At 60.9% G+C, this 20,203-nt stretch carries 15 protein-coding genes; 3 read left to right on the forward strand and 12 right to left on the reverse strand.

All coding sequences use genetic code 11. The features are described 5' to 3' along the window. Positions 1 to 30 precede the first annotated feature (30 nt). Positions 31 to 1,518, forward strand: a complete 1,488-nt coding sequence (locus ASD28_RS03040; protein WP_056123808.1) for an APC family permease — start codon at positions 31 to 33, stop codon at positions 1,516 to 1,518. 12 nt (positions 1,519 to 1,530) lie between these two features. On the opposite strand, the gene ASD28_RS03045 is transcribed toward ASD28_RS03040, so the two are convergent. The 6 genes from ASD28_RS03045 to ASD28_RS03065 form a co-directional block, all read right to left on the reverse strand. Then, a complete protein-coding gene (locus tag ASD28_RS03045) occupies positions 1,531 to 2,442 on the reverse strand; it encodes a hypothetical protein (protein WP_056123811.1) in 912 nt (303 codons plus the stop codon). 155 nt (positions 2,443 to 2,597) lie between these two features. Further along, complete coding sequence (locus ASD28_RS30820; protein WP_082577456.1) at positions 2,598 to 2,864, reverse strand: PAAR domain-containing protein; 267 nt, start codon at positions 2,862 to 2,864, stop codon at positions 2,598 to 2,600. Then, complete coding sequence (locus tag ASD28_RS32610; protein WP_229412201.1) at positions 2,857 to 4,593, reverse strand: tetratricopeptide repeat protein; 1,737 nt, start codon at positions 4,591 to 4,593, stop codon at positions 2,857 to 2,859. The genes ASD28_RS30820 and ASD28_RS32610 overlap by 8 nt, the downstream gene beginning before the upstream one ends. 1 nt (position 4,594) lies before the next feature. After that, the gene (locus tag ASD28_RS31575; RefSeq protein ID WP_229412377.1) at positions 4,595 to 6,733 is read right to left on the reverse strand and encodes a phospholipase D-like domain-containing protein; all 2,139 of its coding nucleotides are present in this window, start codon (positions 6,731 to 6,733) and stop codon (positions 4,595 to 4,597) included. Positions 6,734 to 6,838: 105 nt separating this feature from the next. After that, the gene (locus tag ASD28_RS03060; RefSeq protein ID WP_056123818.1) at positions 6,839 to 9,577 is read right to left on the reverse strand and encodes a type VI secretion system Vgr family protein; all 2,739 of its coding nucleotides are present in this window, start codon (positions 9,575 to 9,577) and stop codon (positions 6,839 to 6,841) included. A 790-nt stretch (positions 9,578 to 10,367) separates the two neighbouring features. Continuing rightward, positions 10,368 to 11,468 (reverse strand): alpha/beta hydrolase, encoded by a 1,101-nt coding sequence (locus ASD28_RS03065; RefSeq protein WP_056123821.1) that lies wholly within the window; start codon positions 11,466 to 11,468, stop codon positions 10,368 to 10,370. A 158-nt stretch (positions 11,469 to 11,626) separates the two neighbouring features. Here ASD28_RS03065 and ASD28_RS03070 point away from each other — a divergent pair, with 158 nt between their 5' ends. After that, the gene (locus ASD28_RS03070) at positions 11,627 to 12,856 is read left to right on the forward strand and encodes an alanine--glyoxylate aminotransferase family protein (RefSeq protein ID WP_056123825.1); all 1,230 of its coding nucleotides are present in this window, start codon (positions 11,627 to 11,629) and stop codon (positions 12,854 to 12,856) included. Here ASD28_RS03070 and ASD28_RS03075 read toward each other — a convergent pair whose 3' ends face one another. The 3 genes from ASD28_RS03075 to ASD28_RS03085 form a co-directional block, all read right to left on the reverse strand. Beyond that, positions 12,857 to 15,016, reverse strand: a complete 2,160-nt coding sequence (locus tag ASD28_RS03075; protein WP_056123828.1) for a S46 family peptidase — start codon at positions 15,014 to 15,016, stop codon at positions 12,857 to 12,859. 10 nt (positions 15,017 to 15,026) lie between these two features. After that, on the reverse strand, positions 15,027 to 16,304 hold the full coding sequence (cls, locus tag ASD28_RS03080; RefSeq protein ID WP_056123831.1) for a cardiolipin synthase: 1,278 nt from the start codon (positions 16,302 to 16,304) through the stop codon (positions 15,027 to 15,029). Positions 16,305 to 16,375: 71 nt separating this feature from the next. Beyond that, on the reverse strand, positions 16,376 to 16,645 hold the full coding sequence (locus ASD28_RS03085) for a GlsB/YeaQ/YmgE family stress response membrane protein (RefSeq protein ID WP_056123834.1): 270 nt from the start codon (positions 16,643 to 16,645) through the stop codon (positions 16,376 to 16,378). Positions 16,646 to 16,918: 273 nt separating this feature from the next. On the opposite strand from ASD28_RS03085, the gene ASD28_RS33065 reads away from it, so the two are divergent. Then, positions 16,919 to 18,424 (forward strand): hypothetical protein, encoded by a 1,506-nt coding sequence (locus ASD28_RS33065; RefSeq protein WP_056123837.1) that lies wholly within the window; start codon positions 16,919 to 16,921, stop codon positions 18,422 to 18,424. Between the two features lie 70 nt (positions 18,425 to 18,494). Here ASD28_RS33065 and ASD28_RS03095 read toward each other — a convergent pair whose 3' ends face one another. Genes ASD28_RS03095 through ASD28_RS03105 form a run of 3 tightly spaced genes read right to left on the reverse strand, consistent with a single transcriptional unit; the run spans position 18,495 to position 20,197 of the window. Further along, the gene (locus ASD28_RS03095) at positions 18,495 to 19,064 is read right to left on the reverse strand and encodes a YceI family protein (protein WP_056123841.1); all 570 of its coding nucleotides are present in this window, start codon (positions 19,062 to 19,064) and stop codon (positions 18,495 to 18,497) included. 30 nt (positions 19,065 to 19,094) lie between these two features. Continuing rightward, positions 19,095 to 19,649: a YceI family protein gene (locus ASD28_RS03100; protein ID WP_056123844.1), complete on the reverse strand. Its 555-nt coding sequence runs from the start codon at positions 19,647 to 19,649 to the stop codon at positions 19,095 to 19,097. A gap of 11 nt (positions 19,650 to 19,660) precedes the next feature. Then, a complete protein-coding gene (locus ASD28_RS03105) occupies positions 19,661 to 20,197 on the reverse strand; it encodes a cytochrome b (RefSeq protein ID WP_056123847.1) in 537 nt (178 codons plus the stop codon). Between the last annotated feature and the right edge of the window lie 6 nt (positions 20,198 to 20,203).

Below are 20,203 nucleotides of genomic sequence, written 5' to 3' on the forward strand. Positions count from 1 at the left end.
CAGCGCTACCCGCGCCAAGAGGACGACGACGTGAACCAGACACTGAGCCAAAAGCTCTTTCGTACCAAGACGTCCGAGCACAAGCTCGATGACGGCCATGCCCACGCCCTGGGCCGCTCGCTGGGCTTGTTTCCCCTGACGATGATCGGCGTCGGCGCCACGATCGGCACCGGTATTTTCTTCACGATGGTGGAAGCCGTGCCGAAGGCCGGTCCGGCCGTCGTGCTGTCGTTCCTGATGGCCGCCATCACCGCGGGCCTCACCGCGCTGTGCTATGCCGAACTGGCCAACCGCGTGCCGGCCGCCGGCTCCTCGTATTCGTTCGCCTACGCCACCGTGGGCGAGTTCGCCGCGTTCATCGTCGCGGCCTGCCTGCTGCTGGAGTATGGCCTGGCCGCCAGCGCGACGGCCATCGGCTGGTCCGATTACCTGAACAACTTCCTGCAGAACGCGCTCGGCTGGCAGATCCCCGACGCGCTGCGCTCGCCGCTGGTGGTCGCGGGCAAGCACGGCGGCGTCGAATTCCACACGGGGCACATCAACCTGCCGCCGATCCTGCTCGTCGTGCTGTGCTGCGTCCTGCTGATCCGCGGTACCAAGGAATCGGCGACGACGAACGCCATCATGGTGCTGATCAAGCTGGCGATCCTCGTGTTTTTTTCCGCGATCGCGCTGTCCGGCTTCGACATCAACAACTTCCACCCGTTCGTCTGGCCGGCGGACGGCAAGGGCGTCGGCGGCCTGGCCGGCGTGACGGCGGCCGCGGGCACCGTGTTCTTCTCGTTCATCGGTCTGGACACCATCGCCACCGCCGGCGAGGAGGTCAAGGATCCGACGCGCGACGTCCCGATCGGCATCCTGGCCGCCCTCGTCATCGTCACCGTGTTCTACATGCTGGTCGCGATCGCGGCCCTCGGGGCCCAGCCGGCGTCGATGTTCGCGGGCCAGGAAGCGGGCCTCGCCGTGATTCTGCAGAACGTGACCGGCAAGGCATGGCCGGCGCTCGTGCTGTCGGCCGGCGCCGTCATCTCCGTGTTCTCGGTGACGCTGGTGACGATCTACGGCCAGACGCGCATCCTGTACGCCATCGCCAAGGACGGCCTCGTGCCGAACGCCTTCCGCAAAGTCAATCCGCGCACGCAGTCGCCGGTGACGAACACGCTGATCGTCAGCATCGCCGTGGGCGCGGTGGCGGGCCTCGTCGACTCGACCTTCCTGTGGGACATGGTGAGCATGGGCACGCTGGTCGCGTTCATGGTCGTGTCGATCGCGGTGCCGGTCATCCGCCGCAAGCAGGGCGAGACGGGCCGCAAGGGCTTTCGCGTGCCGTTCGGGCCTTACCTCGTGCCGGGGCTGTCGATCCTCGCGTGCCTGTATCTCGTCGGCGGATTGTCCAGCACGACTTATACGGTGTTCACCATCTGGATGGCGGTGGCCGTTCTCACGTATTTTGGGTATGGGATGCGGAACAGCCGGTTGAACAAGGCGGATGCGGCGCAGGCGGAGTTGACGCACTAAGCTCGTGAGCAGTCAAGGGGACGAATGCATGGCGCGTTTGGCCAGCGTCTCTTGCAGGGCTTTACGGAGTTCGGCCAGATCTTCCGGCGAAAGTTCCACTTCTTCGACACCACTGGCCGTCAAGCGCCACGTGTGCTGCGCGTCGATGAGGCAGATGCGGCCGCAATCTGGGAAGCCTGACTTGAAGGCGCCGAACGTCGCGGGATCGGCCCCGGCCAGCCGGGTTGCGCCGACATAAACGGCGTTCCGGTCACGGGCGAAGACGCCATCGTTCGTATTTCTCGTGTCCAGCTCTCGCACCGGCAGGTCGGCCCTGAACGTCGCCAGATCAGCTTCCTCGACCACGTCTGCACCATAAAGCACATAGTGACCATCGCTGGCATACCATGCGCATGGCTCGGTTTCCGTGGTCAACGCGGTTCCAAAGTGCGAGGGACATGTCAGCATTTTGAGCTTGTCGATGTTGACGGGTGGTGCGTCCGCTGTAACCCGACGCGTGTCACTGAACAGCGAACGTCCGTCGGTCATGTAGTCACCGACACCGAGCGCGCGCAGCCGGCCGATGTCGGGGTCGCTATCCACGTGCGTGAAGGACATCGTGGTGGTAGTGCGAGCGCGGATCGGTATCGGAATGCATGCGACGCCAGTCATGCACTGCCACAGCGTGGCCGGTTCATGGACATGCCAAACGTCGATGCGGTAGGTCTTCCCTGCGATGACGCCGTAACGGTTGCCGCCAACCTCCCGCGACTTGACGTTGGCCGGACAGCTGATCGGGGCGTCCTTGATTGGGTTTCCCTTGCTGTCGTTCCATTCGGACTGGCACACCCTGACCGGAATATGGAAAGGCGCGATCACGAATAGCGGCCCCAGGGCGAGTATGGCCGCAATTTTGAGGTAAATTTTTTGTTTTGCGCTAAGCATGGACCCGTTCGTCTAAAAATGGTTGGGCGTTTGAAACTGCCAATAGTGTTGCCGTTCGGCTTTTCAAGACCCAGTGTACGGCCTGTATTGCGGTATGGACGATCGTCGCCGCATTCAGTGGATAAATCCATTTGTGCATACAAGTGAACGTCGCGCTAAGGTGTACCCAAGTTTCCCGTGCTCGCAATCAGGACGGCGCCGCACGAGGTTTTGTGTCCTGAATAGGCGACGGGAATGCCGTCGACGACGTGATGCGGATCGCCTTCCGCAATCGTGCAGTTGTCATGTCCCTTGATGGGACAACTGCAAACATCGCCGAGGCGTGCGACCGCAATGCCTTCAACCGTGACATGGGATGCGCTCGCACTCATGACCTTGCCGCCGTGAGAAGTGGCGTCACCGAGTCGAATTACGTTACGCATCGCGGCCCTTGTTATGTGAAGATGAGGACGTTGTGTCGCCGTGCGTATCTGCCCCGGCTTCGGGTGCGCCCAGGCTGACATATTCCAGGTCGCCACGCATGTCGTTGGCATTGCCGAGCCAATGCCAGGTAACCTCGTGGGCGCCAATGTCAAGATGCTGTTCTTTGGGATCGGGGAAATGCCGGCCTTGTGTCACATAGGCTTGCCGATACCATTGATTGAACACGGAGGATGATGGATGACTTTGTGGCACCTCTGCGCGCCATATGCCGGTGAGCGGGCAGGTAAAGTGACTTTTGCATTGACGCGACAGTGTGGGCATGTCGCCATAACGGCCAATGCCCCGGATGACGAATGGATGTTCGGTGGCCGCAACCGGCACTGTCTGCTCGACCGGCTGGCCGAGATAATGAAACTGGATGCGGCCGTCTTCGTCACGCAAACCGGGACGGCTGCGATCGAACAGTTCGCCTTTTTCGTAATGGAGGGGGACCTGGGCGGCATTCCAGGCGAGATGGCGGTCCGTCATGGGATGCATCAGACGCGCGATCCAATACCCGTCGAGTGACGCGGCGGTGCTTTCGTATTGGGCTGCCACCCGTGTTTGCGGCTCGGAGGGAAGGGTCCAGCCTTCGGGTATATAGGCTTTTCCAGTGCGCGGCCCGGCCGAAAGCGGTACGGGTTTGGGTGGCGTTACAGGTTTGGGTACGACCGCTTTGGCGGCATTGATGAGGGTTTCCTTGTCCCCGTTCCACAGTGGCAGTTTGGCGGGAGGCAGCGGCAATATTTTGTCGAGGTTGGGGAAGCGCAGGTCGGGATTTCTGGAAAGTGCGTCCCCAAGAACCATGTAACGTTCGGAGCGGGAATTGTCGAGTTCTGCGACGACGCTTGCCGTATCCAACGACTTTGCGCCAAAGTCAACGCCAAGAAAATTCGCTGCGTTTTCGCTTCCTAACTTTACTGCCTGTTGAAAGTATTGAAGCGCCGATGCTTTTTTTGTCTTGTCATCTTGACCGAGAGTTGCGTACTCCAAGCCCAATTCATAGCCTGCTCTGGCATAACCTTGAGCAAATGCGCATTCCAACATCTTCATGCCCACATTTCTGTTGGCCCACGCTTCCGGTGGCTGATCGCTGGCGGCAAGCAGCTTCGCCCCAATATAGGTTTGCGCAGCCATGCTCCCCATGTCAGCGGCCTTCTGCCAGAACGCGTACGCCACGGTTGCGTCCTGCTCGAGCGGTCCGATGCCACCCATGTAGTATGCACCCATGTTGTCCCAAGCAGCCGGCACACCTTTCCGCATCAAATCCTCGGTCAGCGCGAGTGCCCTTTCGGTGTCCGGTGGAACGCCAATTCCCTTCAAATACAGTCCGGCCAGATTGAATTGCGCTTTCCAATGGCCCAGCTTCATTGCATGTTCGTACAGCGCGGCGATCTTCGAGTAGTCACGTTGCGCGGGCCACAGGTCATGATTGTCCAGCCTCATGGCCTGCTGGAAAACAGCTTCCGCTTCTACTGAGATTGGCGGGGTGACATCCGTTTCGTGCTTACATGCAAACTCCGCGCGGTGAGGGTTGAACGCTTCGAGCTTCGTAAAGCGCGGAAGCGAAATATCATGTGAATTATCTTTCATGGAGCAGCCCGGTAATAGAATTGCCAAGGCGAAAATTGTCGCCTCGGTAGCTAAAAATAGGTGTTTACGCATCGAAATGCAGGCCTTTTCTTTCACATTATGCGAGCCTGACTAGCGGCTCTCCTCGTGGGTCTTCAAAGGGATGTATAAAGCTATTGCTTTTTGGTGGATGCTTGGCAAATCTATTTTTTTTGTTAAGATCTATACGCTGCTGCCATCCTTTACGCGTTGCTTCGACATCTTTTCTCGTGCCTTCGCCGCCGTCGAAATCCTCACCAGCGAGATTCCCCCAAACTCGTTTGCGGGCCGCCTTCGTAAAAGCCCATTCCTCGGTGCAAATGTTTAATTCGCTGTCGCCAGCCATGCTGCGTGCATTCAAGTTCGCGCTGCCCAGCGTAGTGTACACATCGTCCACGAACATCAATTTGCTGTGAATATAAATCTCCCGGTAGGAGCGCGGAATAACGTTGTATTCGCTGTAATTTCCTGTATCCAGATCGTCGTCTTTTTCTTTTTTAACTTCGGCATCGGTATTATTTTTAGCTCTATTTTTGGCTTCCGCTTCCGCTTCCGCTTCCGCTTCCGCTTCCGCTTTCGCTTTCGCTTCCGCTTTCGCTTCCGCTTCCGCTTTCGCTTTCGCTTCCGCTTTCGCTTTCTCTTCTGCTTTGGCTTTCGCTTTCGCTTCTGCCTCCTGCGCATCGTTGTCGCGCTTCTTGATCCGGATATGCTCGGCCTCCTTGCCGGCATCATAGGTCATCAGCATGGCGACAACGGTCTTGATGCCCAAGGCTTCAAGTTCAGCTCGTGGATTGGCGGGAGCGGTCTTCAGCGAATCCTTGACAATGAGGCCGCCCGAGTTTTTGGGGTCACCCTTGCGCCGGCCCTGCACCAGTGTGTCGTAGGCGCCGATTGACCGGCCTTGGCCCAACTGGTTGATGGTGTCGTAGGTATTCGGCACCATCTCGGCACGCTCGGGCTGCGGGATTACCACGAACATGTTCAGCGGCGCAATGTCAGCCGGTTTTGCGCCAGCCTGCATCATCGCCTGGCAGTACTGCTCCCGCAGTTTCTTGATCATACGGGGCCAGTCGTCCAGCTGGAAATACTGGTTCTCGACATAAATATAATTGACGGCGTTCGACGCTGCCAGGACGTACGCCTTGAGGATGGTAGCGTCTTCTTTTTCCGGGAAGGTACGCAGGACCTGCGCCCGGCATCGAGCACCGCGTGCCACAGGAAGATCCTTGGGATGGGCCGATTTGCGCTCCTTTTCCAGGCTACTGCTGAAAATCGAAGCGCCGTTCGCCATGCCATAGCCGCTGGCGTTATCCCATCCTTCCACAAAATTTTTGTTGAGGCTGTATAGCGCTTCACCTTGCACACGAATAGCGTAATCGCGGTAGGGTTTCAGCCGCCAAGGTCTCGTCCAGAAGGCGCCTTCGGGGCTGTATTCGCGCAGGCCGTCGTTGAAGCGGTGCTCGCTCGTGTCCCAATAGTCCGTTACACTGTTGAGGCCCATGACATAACCACACGAGTTGGCTTTGGCTGCGGTTGCCTTATCTGGGGCATAATCGATGAGAATCGGTTTTTGATGATGTGTGCCAATTTCCATCATGCCGGCAGCTTCAGTCAAAGTCCTGACGGAGCCGGGCAGATATTTCCCCACATTTTTACCGATTGCATCTGGATACGCTTTGCGCAGGCGAATTTCCAGATTGGTGAAACCTCCACGAAGCGCAATACGCCACCATGAACGGCAATACTCCTGCCGCAATTCCATCACCTCCGACGCTGACTTGCCAACAGTATCAGGGGCGCTCAACTCCGTCGGCAGCGTGGGCCATGGGATACCGCTCAGACTTCCGATATCCGGGACATTGTTAACAAGATTTGAAGCAATGTTGTAACCTGGAACCCACCCGACAAAAGGGGTGTGTGCATAAAAGACCAAGAGGCGAACTTTTACCCCTTCACGCGCCTTTGCGGTCAGCAGATCGCCATAGGTTGTACCGCGTGGCCAGACGTTTCCTTTGCGCACTAATTCCATGCCAGGGTCGAACCCCCAAAGCACCAGGTCAATACTACTGACCGCCGCGCGAATGTCTTTCTCGATAGCAGTAAATGCGTCTTGCCCGCAAATATGAAATTCCAGGTGATTGTTGTCATGAATAGGATGAGTCTTGCTGTCCTTTTCAAGAAACCATTGCAGGCTGCCTTTGGCGCGTCGCTTGATCATGTCGACGTGACTCTTTTCAGGATTCTGTATCTCTGAAAGAAGTCTGGTTAGATCGGTTGGCTGAGAGAGCGTCATATCGATGGGGTGTCTATTGATATGTACTTATTAGGAAGTGCCACGGTTACGCTGCGATAGCCGTTTCTCGGCATCCTCACCGTCGGCCCGATAACCTTTATTCGATAACTGTTGTTCGTTGTACTCGGGACTATCCGGATCGGATTCCATCCGCTCTCGCGCTATCGGCACATCGTGCAGCGTGCCATTATGTAGACGAACCTGATAAGTCGCTCCCTTCTCGGCTTTGTCCACCGTCAGGCGCCCGTACTCATCGAATAAACCTTTTTTGATTTCCGCGCCGTCTTTCAGCAGCGTATAGGGTTGTCCCGCAAACAGCGCTGGGGATGGCCCCGGGATGTGCTGGACTGAAAACGCCACATGGTGTTCAGGCGGAGTTTCCTTCAATGCAACCTCGATTGGCTTTGCTTCGGGAACGGGACCATTGGCTGGTCCGACCATGGCATGCTGGGCCGCATGTGAGCGCCAAGTGCCGTTGGTGCCTTCTTCGATACCCGATGCATTCCAGCGGGAATAGCTACCTCCGCCGTTGATCACGACTTCTTCCTTCGCCGTAATCGAGATACGATTGGCAGAATGCGTAATGTTCAGCTTGGCGAGAATATTGACGCTTTCCTTCAATGCCGTGATGTCGATGTCGGCACTGGCGGACACCAATTTCATGCCGGCCTTGTAGGCAAAAAGGCGTACGGCCTCCTTGACACTGACCAGCAAACTTTTTCCGGCGCTAATACTGGCATGTCCACCGCAAGTTAGGGCGTTGTGCTCAGTACTGATCATATGGGTTGAGCCTTCCGTGCTGGCTTCTATGCCGGCGGGACTGGCAAGTGTCAAATGAGGCGATTGAAACTCCGGAAACTGGCCTTTTTCACGCGAATTTTTCTGCCCGTTGATTGCCTTGATCTGGGCTTGAATCGCCTGGACGACGTGATCCTGATCGCCGCTTTGATGGGCCTGAGCCTGCAGTGCTGCTTGGGACAGATTGTCGAGCAGGTCGTGACCTTGCGTCATACGAGCCAGGGTTTCGGCCATGTCCGTGATGTGCGCCTCCGCATCGGGGCGCGCTTCGGTGGTGATCAATAAACCCTGTTGCGCACGCAAAGCGCCGTGCCCATCCGTGCGAAGCTCGAATCCCTGGCCTCTGGGGTCCTTGCGTCCGGCGTTGTCCTCGATGCGGGTAATATAGCCGAGGCTAAGCTGGCTGGCCTGGTGGTCGCTCTTTAACTGGGCCTGGATCTGGTTGGCCGTATCGTCGAGCACGAGATGGTTGCTGCGTCCGCCCGGCTGGTTGCCGCCGCCTGCGGTCAACTCCCGGCTGCGCAAGCCCGTCAGCGCCTGTTGTTCCGGCAGTTTCCAGGGCGGCATCGTGCTCTGGTTGTGCACACATCCAGTCACCAATGGGTGGTCTGGATTACCGTCGAGCCATTGCACAACGACCTCTGAACCGACTCGCGGATGGCTCGTCAGTCCTTTTTCGCCGCCAGCCCAGTTGGTGGCGACCCGCACCCAACAGCTGCTTGTCCCATCGCGGTCCCAATGAAAGCGAACTTGAATGCGTCCGTATTCGTCGACGTTCAGGCTGCCTCTTTCTTCGGGACCGACAACCAGCGCGGTTTGCAACGCCAACAATTTGGTATCGGTGCTCGCAAAACCACGTCCCGGGCGCCACGGCACGTTCTTGGGCTGACAAATGAAGCTGTTCTTGTATTCGGATGCCGTGTCTTTGCCGTGCAGGTAATTGTTGCTGGCTTCGTGATACACCTCAAGGATCAGAAATTCATTGTCCTTTGCCGTGTAATTGAAGTGACCGACCAGCCGAAACCACTTCCCTGGGGCGACGCTTCTGTTGTTGCCGCGCGCTTGGCAATACGTGCCGCGCGCCTCCATTTCTTCCATGCGTTGACGGGCCAGACGGTACGCCCCTGCCCGTTGTCTAAAGCCGTAATGACCTTCGTAGCTATGCACTTCCAGTCGAGGAATGTCGCCTTGCTGATTGATGGTAGTGGTATCCACATGCGTTGGACGGGGACTCTTGAAGTCGAATCCGCTGATCGCGGACTGCGCTGATGCCGATTGACGCACCGTGCTCCAATGCGCAATCGCGTCTTCTTCTTGAGAACCTTCCTTGCTGTGATAGCGGATGTCAGGTGGATACGTATCAATAGGCTCGACACTGGGAGTGTCATCGGTGATCGTCAGCGTATGTCCCTTCTCCGTATGGTCGTACCAATACGCGTAGCCGTCCGCTTCCCAGCGCCGGGACAAATAATTGTGGTCCGACTCCGACCATTGAGTGCACATGGTGTATTGCGGCTGTTCACCCAGGACTTTCCATTCCCAGACAGGAAGCTGTCCATATTCCTTCAGGATTTCCGCAGTTTGCTGCTGAAGGGTCTGGTTATGAAACAAACGGTTATTTTGACGCAACCGCGCGTAGTGCAGCCAAGGAACGAGCTTTGCTTCATAAAAAGCAACGCCGCCATCGGTTTTTACGAGTTTAAATTCAGAAACGTAGCCCGTGAATGGCCGCAATTTGCCATTAGCCTGCACCAATGAAATGCAAAGTAACTTGCCTTGCATCGTTTCGAGCCCAATGCTTGCATTGTCGCTAAGCAGTTCGACGGTGAACTCGAAGTCCCGTGACAACGATTCCGTACCGCTGAAACGATTGACCATGAGCCGGCTTGGGGGCGCATCGTCATGCGGGAAAGATAAACGCAGCAGGCGTTTGTTCTGGTGGGCTTGTAGTAAGTCTTGCAGGAGCGTCATAAGCCGTTGTTCGTTGCGTTGGGAACTGGCGTATTAAACTATTGATTCTATGGTTGAAATAAGAAATTGATGATGCAGAGTTTCGTTCTTATGTTTCAAATCAAAAGACAGGCGGCGTGTATTCGACGTCAATGCTCGGGTGTAGTATTGCGGAGGCTAACCGCGATATGCCGCGGCCAACGTACACAAGTGGTTCGGAGCGCACACGCGAGAGAACGGGGCGATTGGAAGTCATGGGCTACATGCATGATTACGAAAAACGCAAAAGGCATGGAACGGAAGACTGAACTCGTTTGCCGAACCTGCAATCCAAAGCGCGTTTGCCAAACGATGCCAAGCATGCTGGATGCACGCCTTCGTCTCGGTTGCGGTCATGACAAGGTGGGCAAACAGGGGACGGAATACCTGCGAGGTTGGTACTCTATCAGAGCATCACGGCTCTAAAATGCGTCCTTTGTCACAGGGCTGATTTGACATTTGCGCCGACCTGTTCAGGCAACGACCATTGAACGACGGACGTATATTGACCGGTTGCCTGTACAGGAACCAGCGTGTTTGGCCTTCAGGAAAGGTAGTCGATGCGTCATGGTCGGCAGGACGATCGCATCGCCATCATCGACGTCCGGTTCGATTTCCGGACACGGTACCGGGACCAACTTGCGGGACTGACCGTGTATTCGCCGGGGACAGCCAGCAATGCCGGCCAGCATGGCAGCTGGCCGTCGACACTGCGTCATCCCGGCAGAGTGCCAAAATGGGCGTCCAGCCTACCGAAATGATGCATTGAGTTTTACTGCGCGAGCGGCCGGACGTACGTCAGCAGGCTGACGAGCGTCTTGCCCGGCTCCTCCCACGGCACCATGTGCGCCGACCGCTCGAACCACACCGCCTGTTTCGACGGCGCCTTTACCTGTTTGAGCCACACCTCCGTCGGTGCCGTCGGCGTCGTGTAATCGTGCCGGCCCAGGAACATCACCACCGGGATCGGGAAGCTTTTCACGTTCGAAAAATCCACCTGCACGAACTCTGGCAGGATGCGGCCCAGCGTGAGCAGGCTGCCCTGGTCGATGTCCTTCACCTGCTGCGCATCGTATTCGGGCGACAGGCGCGGGCCGTCGAAATAATAGGCCGACTCGCTGCGGTAGGCGCTCAATCCGCCGTAGTACTGCGGCCATTTGCGCGCCACGATGATGCGTTCGCGCGTGATCGGCTGGTTGCCGGGGTAGGGCGCGATCGACTGCAGGTCGCGCAGCGCTTCCTCGTTCTTGTGCGCCTTCGCCTGTGCCAGCGCGTAGTCGAAGCTGATGCGCTCGTTCTCGCGCACGCTGATCACCTGGCCGATGCCGACGTAGGCATAAAACAGGTCCGGACGTTTCAGCGCCGCCTTCATGCTCACGATGGTGCCCCAGCTGTGGCCCATCAGGACCAGCTTCTTCTTGCCGTAGCGCCGGCGCAGGTGCTCGGCCACTTCGATGGCGTCGTCGACGTAGCGGTCGATGTGGATCGTGTCCGCGACCTGCGCGGGATCGGTCTCGCCGTACGTCTTGCCGGCGCCGCGCTGGTCCCAGTTCGCGATGGTGAAGTATTCCTCGAGCGGGCGTTCGAACTGCCACAGGGTCGGCGTGACGGGCGACGCGGGGCCGCCGTGCACGAACAGGATCATCGGGTTGTCGCGCTCCTGGCCGCGCACGGTGAGCCACTGGTCGATGCCGCCGATGCGCGTCTTGTACGATTCCTGCACGCCGTGCGGCGCGACGATTTTATCGAGGTCCGCCACGATGGCGCGGGCTTGCGCCCATGCCTGCGTCCGCACTTCCTGAATGTTGTCGTCCTGCGCGCGCACGTTCGCGCATGCGACGGCGAGCAGTGCCCAGATCCAGATCCGCTTCATACCGATTCTCCTTATGGGTGATGTGCAGGCAGTGTAAGGAATCGGCTCCGGGCCGGCAGGCCCGATGGCATGGATTGCGCATTGCGCGGTATGAGATGCAGACGGCGCGGATGGAATACTTGATACACTTGTTCGACTGTCAACCGATCGAGCCCACCATGAACCATTCCAACCTCCAGCCATCCCGCAACGACATCCTCCCGCCCCACGTCGACCATCTCAGCGCCATCCTGCCGGACGATCCGTTATTGATGATGGGCGCCGGCCCGGTGCCCATCCCCAGCGCGGTGGCCCGCGCGAATTCGCTGGTCATCAACCACCTGGGCGAGACCATGGCGAAGATCATCACCCAGGTCAAGGACATGGCGAGATACGTCTTCCAGACCCGCTCCAACTGGGTGCTGGGCGTGGCCGGTCCCGGATCGGCGGCGATGGAAATGGCGATCTGCAATCTGGTCTGGCCCGGCACGCGCGTGCTCTCGATCTGCAATGGCTTCTTCAGCGGCCGCATGGCGGAAATGAGCCGCCGCGCGGGGGCCGACGTCGTCACGATGAACGAGATCTTCCCGCACTCGATGTCGCTGGAAAGGCTGGAAGCGCTGCTGGACGAACACCGGCCGCACTGCCTGACGCTCGTCCAGGGCGAAACGTCCAACACCACGTTCAACAACGACGTGAAGAACATCGCGCGGCTGGCGAAGGCGCGGGGCTGCCTCGTCATCGTCGATGCCGTGTGCACGCTCAGCACGACGCCGTTCGAGATGGACGACTGGCAGGTCGATGCCGTGATCACGGGCGGGCAGAAAGGGCTGTCGTCGATTCCGGGCGTCTCGCTGCTCGCGTTCTCCGACGCCGCGTGGAGCCGGATCCGCGAACGGCCCACGCCGAATACGCACTGGTGCCTGGACGCCCTGCTGGCCGAGAATTTCTGGCACAAGGCGTCGTACCACTACACGGCGCCGGTGTCGGGCGTGCTGGCGCTGCACGAAGCCTTGCGCCTCGTGTGCGAGGAAACGCTGCCCGTCAGGTTCGCCCGCCACCTGCGCTGCTCGACCGCGCTGCAGGACAGCATCGAGGCGATGGGCCTGTCCCTGTTCGCGCCCGCGGAATCGCGGCTCAATTCGGTGGTCGGGATCAATCTGCCGGAGGGCATCACCAACCAGGCCGTCTGCTCCACGATCTCGAGCCGCTACCAGGTCGAGATCTCGGGCGCCTTCGGCCTGCCGATCGTCCGGATCGGGCAGATGGGCGAGCAGTGCCGCGCGCATCACCTGTTCCGCACGGTGCACGCGCTGGGCAGCACGATGCGCGACCTGGGCGCGACCGTGGATCTGCCGTCCGGCATGGCGGAACTCGAGAACTCGCTGCAGCGCTCCAAGGCCGACTGATTACAGCACGCCCATCTCCTTGAGAAGGTTGTCCGCATGGTCGACCTTCTCCATGTTCCACAGGATGTAGCGGACGTCGACCTGGATGTCGCGCGTGGCGCGCGGATCGAAATCCCAGTCGGAGATGATCGAATCGAGCGTGCCGTCGAACGCGAGGCCCACCAGTTCGCCGCGCGCGTTCAATGCCGCCGATCCCGAGTTGCCGCCCGTGATGTCCAGCGTGGCGAGGAAGTCGACGGGCACCGTCTTCAGCTTCGGATCGGCCCAGCGGCCGAAGTCCTTCGCGCGGATGGCGGCCAGCTGGCGCGCCGGCGCATTGAACTCGCCTTCGCCCGTGTGCTTGGCGACGACGCCCTTCACGGTCGTGAACGCGGTCCATGAGCCGGTGCCGTCGGCGCCGTAGTCGCGGCCCTTGACGTTGCCGTACGTGACCCGCAGGGTGCTGTTCGCATCCGGATACACGGCGCGGCCCTTGCTGTTCATGTACGCGATCTTCGCCTTCATGGTGCTGGCGTAGGTCTTCTGGATGCGCCCCGCCAGTTCGTCCTCTTCCGCCTCGCGCTTCATGTCGGCGTCGTACATCGCGACGGCGGCCTTGATGAAGCTGTCGCTGCTGGCCCTGAATTCCTGCGGGGTCTTCGTCAGCCACGCCGTGCGCACCTCCTTGTCCTGCAGGTGCGAGCCTGCGTAGATGCGGTCCAGCGCCGCTTTCAGCTCGGCCTCGCTCATGCCCGGCCCGATGCCCAGCGCGCCGTCGAAGGCGGCGTCGTGCTGGTCGACCGGCTGCGCGTTGTACTGCTTCAGGAAGTTCAACACGAGGGCCTTGTCGACCTTTTCGTCATACGTGCGGTCCTGGCCGCCGATGACGGACGCCAGGCGCGGCAGGTCGCGTTCCTGGTAGCCGGACTTGCGTTCGATGTCCGGCTTCATGCGCTCGTTCGCCAGCCGGTACAGGGTGCGCGCCGAGTTCAGGAAGCGCGGCACCGAATACCCGAGGAAGAACTCGCGCCGCGAGTCGGCGTCGCGCCGGGCGATCAGTTTTTCGACCGCCTCGATGTCCGCACCGAATTCGGCCTTGCGCCGCGGGTCCGCGGCGACCCAGGCCTTCAGCGCATTGTGCTCGGCCGTCTTGCGCGCGAGGATGTCGCTGCCTTCGTAGCTGGCGATCATGCCCTTGCGGTTCTTGTAGTAGTTGTTGACGCTCGCGATCTGGCCCGCGTACTTCAGGTGCGCGGCGGGGTCGTTCTTCGTCTCGCGTTCGATGACGGCCAGCGTCTCGCCCGACGCCTTCACGAAGGCCGGATAATTCCAGTCGAACGTGAACGCCACTTCCGACGGCAGGCGGTGCCGGTTCGTGCGGCCCGGGTAGCCGAGGGCCATGACGAAATCGCCTTCCTTCACGCCGTCCTGCGCGATCCTGAGCCACAGCTTCGGGCGGTACGGGACGTTGTCCTTCGCGTAGTCCGCGGCCTTGCCGTCGCGGCTGACGTAGGCGCGATAAAAGCCGTAGTCGCCCGTGTGGCGCGGCCACATCCAGTTGTCCGTGTCGCCGCCGAACTTGCCGATGCCGCCAGGCGGCGCGTGCACGAGGCGCACGTCGCGGATCTCGAGCTGCTTGATGCGGTAGAACTCGAGGCCGCCGTAGAAGCTCGCGACGGTGCAGCGGTAGCCGGCATCCTTCTCGCATTCGGCGACGAGTACTTTCTGGTTCTTCTCCATCGCATCCAGGCGTGCCTTGCCCGTCAGTGTCGCGACGTCGGGCGTGATCACGCGCGTGCTGACGTTCGTGACTTCCTCCGTGACGAACACGCGGCTGCCCGGCGCGGCGGGCAGTTCCTCCGCCATCGTCTTCGCGAGGAAGCCGTCGGCGAGCAGGTCGCGCTGCGGCGTGGAGTTCACGGCCACGCTGTTGTACACGCAGTGGTGGTTCGTGATCACGAGGCCTTGCGGCGACACGAACGACGCCGAGCAGCCGCCCAGGCTCACGACGGCGCCCATCGGGAACGCGGTCAGCCGGGTCAGGGTGCTTGGGTCGAGCTTGAGGCCGGCAGCCTTGAGTTGCTGCGCGATTTGCGGCAGCTGCTGCGGCATCCACATGCCCTCGTCGGCCTGTGCGGAAAACGAGGCGACAATCGCGAGCGCAATGAGGGTTTGTTTCATGGCTTGTCCTTTATAGCTGCGCCCCGATCAGGTCGGCCAGCTTGCCGCCGATTTTCTCCATGAATGGACGGTTTTGCCACGCCTGCAAGGTGATGGGGCGCGCGTGTTTCCAGTCGTCTTCGAAGACAGCTTCTTGTTGCTTGGCAAAGTCAGGATCGAGCACGTTCAGGTTGGCCTCGTCGTTGAGGATGAACGAGCGGTTGTCGAAATTGGTGGAGCCGACCGAGACGAGCAGCGAATCGACGACCAGTGCCTTCACGTGGTACATCGTCGGCTGGTACTCGGCCATCTTGATGCCGGCTTCCAGCAATTCGCCCCAGCGCTCGCGCGAGGCGGCGCGCACGATGTCGGAATCGATGATGGGACCCGGCGTGATGATGCGCACGTCCACGCCCCGTTTCGCCGCCGCGACGAGCGCCTTCACGGCCAGTTCGTCCGGCACGAAGTACGAGTTCGACAAGTGAATCGTGTGGCGCGCCGCCGTGATGGCCAGCAGGTACATCAGGTGCATGCTCTCGCTGCCGCCCGTGGGCGAGCTGGAGAACATCTGCGCGGGCATGTCGCCCTGCGCGACGAGGGCCGGGAAGTAGGCAGGCCCGTCGAGGACGGCGCCCGTCGCCTTGGTCCAGTTGTCGTTGAACACGGCCTGCATCTGGCCGACGACCGGGCCTTCCACGCGGAAATGCGAATCGCGCCAATGCTCGGGATCCTGGGCGTGGCCGCGCCATTTGTCCGCGATGCCGACGCCGCCCGTGAAGCCGACCTTGCCGTCGACGATCAGGAGTTTGCGGTGCGTGCGGTTGTTCAGGCGCGCGAGTTTCCACCAGACGGGTTTGTGGTAGCGGTGCACTTCGACGCCGGCGCGGCGCATCTCGTCGAGCGACTTGTCGTCGATCTTCATGCTGCCGATCCAGTCGAGCAGCACGTGCACCTTGACGCCGGCGCGCGCCCGTTCCGACAGCGCGTCCGTGAATTCGCGGCCGATCGTGCCTTCCCAGTAGATATAGGTTTCGAAGCTGATGGACTTTTGCGCCGAGCGGATCGCGTCCAGCATGGCGGGAAAAATCTTGTCGCCGTTGAGCAGCACTTCGGCCTTGTTGCCCTCGATGATGGGCGGGCCCAGCAGCACGCCCAGCGAGCGGCGGAATTGCGGATCGTCCGTGTCGTACAGGCGCGTGAGCTGCGTGTCGATCTTTTTTTCGCCGGGTGCAAAGTTCAGCACGAGCAAGCCTGCCACGAGCGTGGCGATGCAGGTGATGAGGACGACCATGGGACGTTTGATACGCATGAGTTCGACTTTAAGACGTAAAAAAACCAACGCCAGCCGACGTTGGTTTTCAAAGCGGGGCTTGCACCTGCTTAGCGGACGCGGCCGCGACGCAGCAGATTCACGATTGCGAGCAGGATCACAGCGCCCAGGAACGAGACCAGCAGCGACGACACACTGAAGTCATCGGAGTTGATGGTGCCACTACCGAACAGCGGGGACAGCAGCCAGCCACCCAGGAAGGCTCCCACGATACCGACCACGACATTGAGAATCATGCCTTGCTCAGCATCCGTCTTCATGATCATGCTGGCGAGCCAGCCGAGCACACCACCAACAACGATCCAGATAATGAATAACATGTTGAGTCCTCCTCAAGTTGGAAAAAACATACTCCAGGCCAATTGAATGCCGAGGCCATGTGCAAAGTCTATTGATGCACACGGTACCGGGTCGGTGCGTTGCCGAACGTTAGACGCGCAAACTGCGGCGACGTTCTCTTGTTGTGCGGAATGTCCCCAACACGGTGCGTCACCGAACAGAAGCGCCTTGCTCGGCAGGCATATCGTTTAAGCCACTTTGCACCAAGTGAACACTACACCCCGGACCGCTTCGATTACTGAAAGGATTTCATCATGGCTATTTTCGACAACAGCACGAACGAGCAGAACAAGCAGAACCGCATGGTGACCGGGCTGTTCCCCGACCGCGCCAGCGCGGAGCGCGCCTACGGCGCCATCTCCACCCGCGGCTATACGAAGGACGACGTCAACCTGATGATGTCGGACACGACCCGCAAGACCCATTTCTCCGACACCGAGACTGAGCTGGGCAGCAAGGCCGCGGAAGGCGCCGCTGCCGGTGCAGGTATCGGCGGCACCATCGGCGCCGTGCTGGCCGGCGTGGCCGCCATCGGCACCTCGCTGGTGATCCCGGGTGCAGGCCTCGTCGTCGCCGGTCCGCTGGCAGCGGCACTGGCCGGCGCAGGCGCGGGCGGCATCACCGGCGGCCTGATCGGCGCGCTGATCGGTGCCGGCATCCCGGAAGAACGCGTCAAGCACTACGAGGAAGGCATCAACAACGGCGGCATCGTGATGGGCGTGACGCCGCGTTCGGACGAGGACGTTGCCTACCTGAACCAGACCTTCACCGATAACGGCGGCTCGCACGTGATCGGCACCGGCATCGGCGCCGCCGCGGGTGCCGCCACCGGCGCCGCACTGGGCGCGGCCGGCGGTCCGATCGGCATGGCGGCAGGTGCCGCGATCGGCGGCATCGCCGGCGGCATGGCCGGCAAGGGCGTGGGCGAAGTCGTCAACCCGAAATCGGGCGACGACCTGGGCGAACACTATCTGGCCAAGGGCACGGGCGCCGGCGCCGGCGCCGCAATGGGCGCGGCTGCGGGCTCCGTGGCAGGTCCGGTCGGTGCCCTGGCCGGTGCCGCGATCGGCGGCCTGGCCGGCGGCGCAGCGGGCCGCGGTGCGGGCGAAGTGGTGAATCCGCATTCGGAAGACCGCCTGCATGAACACAACCTGGCCCAGGGCACCGGTGCCGGTGCGGGCGCACTGACCGGTGCCGCCGTGGGCAGCGCGGCCGGTCCGATCGGCACTGTCGCGGGCGCAGCCATCGGCGGTATCGCGGGCGGCATGGCCGGCAAGGGCGCGGGCGAAGTCGTGAACCCGAAACCGGGCGACGACCTGCATGAGCACAACCTGGCCGGCGGCGTCGGTGCGGGTGGCGGTGCTGCAGCCGGTGCGGCAATCGGCGCCGTGGGCGGCCCGGTCGGCATGGCGGCAGGTGCAGCCATCGGCGGCATCGCCGGCGGCATGGTCGGCAAGGGCGCCGGCCACCTCGTGAATCCGACGGTAGAGGATGCGTACTGGCGCTCGAACTACCAAACGCAGCCGTACTACACCACTGGCTACACGTACGACGATTATTCGCCGGCGTATGCGCTGGGCTACAACAATGCCCGCCGCTTCCCGTCCTACGACCTGGCCGAGCCGCACATGGCCGACGAGTGGGATCGCGTGAAGGGCCATTCGCGCCTGTCGTGGGAGCAGGCCAAGTCGGCCAGCCGCGCCGCGTGGGATCGCGTGGAGCGTGCCATTCCCGGTGATTCGGACCGCGACGGCCGCTGATCGATCGCGTCAATGAAAAAGTCCCGCGGCCAGCTCGGCCGCGGGGCTTTTTCGTTTGGGTACGGCCAGATTACTGCTTGACGGCTTCGACCTGGATCGCCAGCTTGACTTCCGGCTTGAAGCCCATCTTGACGCCGTAGTCCACGCCGAAATCGGCACGGTTGAACGTGGCCGACGCATCGGCGCCGCACACTTCGCGCTTCAGCATCGGGTGCTGGATGCACTTGAACGAATTGATGTGCAGGGTGACCGGCTTGGTCACGCCGTGCAGGGTCAGTTCGCCGTCGACGGTGGACGGTGCGTCGCCCTTGAACACGATCTTGCCCTTGTAGGTGGCGTTCGGGTACTTGGCCACGTCGAACATGTCCGGACCCTTGGCGTGCTCGTTCATCTTGGCGTGGCCGAAGTCCAGGCTGTTCGCGTCGATGGTGATGTCGACGGTGCCCGTCTTGGCCGCGCGGTCGACGACGATGCTGCCTTCCGTCTTGTCGAACTTGCCGCGCCAGTTCGACAGGCCGCCGAAGTGGTCGGCCTCGAAGCTCGGGTAGGTGTGGTTCGAATCGATCTTGTAGGTGTCGGCGGCGAAGGCGGCGCTGGAAGCGAAGGCGACGGCCAGGAGGGCGAGGTGCTTGAATTTCATGTAAGACGATCCTTTAACGATTGATGATGTTTACTGTCCCGCTGCGACGCGGAATTTGATGACGACTTCGTCGGCGACCATGCTCGTGTCCTTCCACTCGCCTTCGCCGATGTTGAAGGCCAGCCGCTTGATCGGCAGTTGCCCTTCGAAAACCTGTTTGCCGCTTTCCGGCTTGATGGTGACCGGGAAAGTCACGTCCTGGACCCGGCCCTTGATGGTCAGCTTGCCCGAGACGGCGAGCTTGCCCGCGCCCGCCGGCTTGATGGCGGACGAGACAAAGGTTGCCTTCGGAAACTTGGCCGAGTTGAACCAGTCCTTGCCGGCCACTTCCTTGTTGTACTCGGCCTCGCCGATGTCGAAGCTGGCCGTGTCGATGTCCACGCGCGCCGTCGCTTTTTCCGGGTGCGCCGCGTCGTAGTCGATCTGCGCGTTGAAGCTCTTGAATTTCGATTCGACCGGCACGTTCATCTGCTTGAACACGGCCGAGACGCTGCTGTGTGCGACATCCGTTTTCAGGGGGACGGCGCTGGCGATCAGCGTCACGCCGGCCAATACGGCAGCGAGGCCGCCACGGGTGAATTTCATGATTTTCTCCTTCAGTGGGAACGGCCGGGCAGCATGCGTCCGAGCGTGCCGTCGCGGTCGACGAATTGGTGCTTCAGGGCGGCGACCACGTGCAGGCCGACGAGGCCGGCCATGACCATGTTCAGCCAGTAGTGGATCGGCTTCAGCGTGTCGGCCAGCGCCGGATTCTTGGCGATGAACACCGGCAGCTGGAACAGGCCGAACCAGACGACCGGGAAGCCGGCCGCCAAGGTGTAGAAATAGCCGGACAGCGGCACGGCGAAGATCAGCACGTACAGCAGATGATGCAGGCCGTGGGCGGCGCCGCGCTGCCACGCGGGCATCGAGTCGGGCAGCGCCGGCGGGCGGTTCTTCAGGCGCCACAGCAGGCGGATCGTGGCGAGCAGCAGCACGGTCACGCCGGCCCATTTATGCCACGAAAAATACTTCAGCTTGGTGGGCGAGATGCCGGGAATGTCCGTCATCACGAGACCCAGCGTGAACGCACCGATGATCAGCACGGCGATCAGCCAGTGAAGCACGATGGCGGTCGTGGTGTAGCGCGGCATGACGGG

Origin of the sequence: Massilia sp. Root133 (assembly GCF_001426525.1) — a bacterium.
Classification (GTDB): domain Bacteria; phylum Pseudomonadota; class Gammaproteobacteria; order Burkholderiales; family Burkholderiaceae_D; genus Telluria; species Telluria orientalis.

Bases quoted from the DNA above. Each gene is read 5' to 3' on its own strand.
- ASD28_RS03045 (WP_056123811.1), bottom strand. From the start codon at position 2,442: ATGCTTAGCGCAAAACAAAAAATTTACCTCAAAATTGCGGCCATACTC.
- ASD28_RS30820 (WP_082577456.1), bottom strand. From the start codon at position 2,864: ATGCGTAACGTAATTCGACTCGGTGACGCCACTTCTCACGGCGGCAAG.
- ASD28_RS31575 (WP_229412377.1), bottom strand. From the start codon at position 6,733: ATGATCAAGCGACGCGCCAAAGGCAGCCTGCAATGGTTTCTTGAAAAG.
- ASD28_RS03060 (WP_056123818.1), bottom strand. From the start codon at position 9,577: ATGACGCTCCTGCAAGACTTACTACAAGCCCACCAGAACAAACGCCTG.
- ASD28_RS03065 (WP_056123821.1), bottom strand. From the start codon at position 11,468: ATGAAGCGGATCTGGATCTGGGCACTGCTCGCCGTCGCATGCGCGAAC.
- ASD28_RS03070 (WP_056123825.1), top strand. From the start codon at position 11,627: ATGAACCATTCCAACCTCCAGCCATCCCGCAACGACATCCTCCCGCCC.
- ASD28_RS03075 (WP_056123828.1), bottom strand. From the start codon at position 15,016: ATGAAACAAACCCTCATTGCGCTCGCGATTGTCGCCTCGTTTTCCGCA.
- cls (WP_056123831.1), bottom strand. From the start codon at position 16,304: ATGCGTATCAAACGTCCCATGGTCGTCCTCATCACCTGCATCGCCACG.
- ASD28_RS03085 (WP_056123834.1), bottom strand. From the start codon at position 16,645: ATGTTATTCATTATCTGGATCGTTGTTGGTGGTGTGCTCGGCTGGCTC.
- ASD28_RS33065 (WP_056123837.1), top strand. From the start codon at position 16,919: ATGGCTATTTTCGACAACAGCACGAACGAGCAGAACAAGCAGAACCGC.
- ASD28_RS03095 (WP_056123841.1), bottom strand. From the start codon at position 19,064: ATGAAATTCAAGCACCTCGCCCTCCTGGCCGTCGCCTTCGCTTCCAGC.
- ASD28_RS03100 (WP_056123844.1), bottom strand. From the start codon at position 19,649: ATGAAATTCACCCGTGGCGGCCTCGCTGCCGTATTGGCCGGCGTGACG.
- ASD28_RS03105 (WP_056123847.1), bottom strand. From the start codon at position 20,197: ATGCCGCGCTACACCACGACCGCCATCGTGCTTCACTGGCTGATCGCC.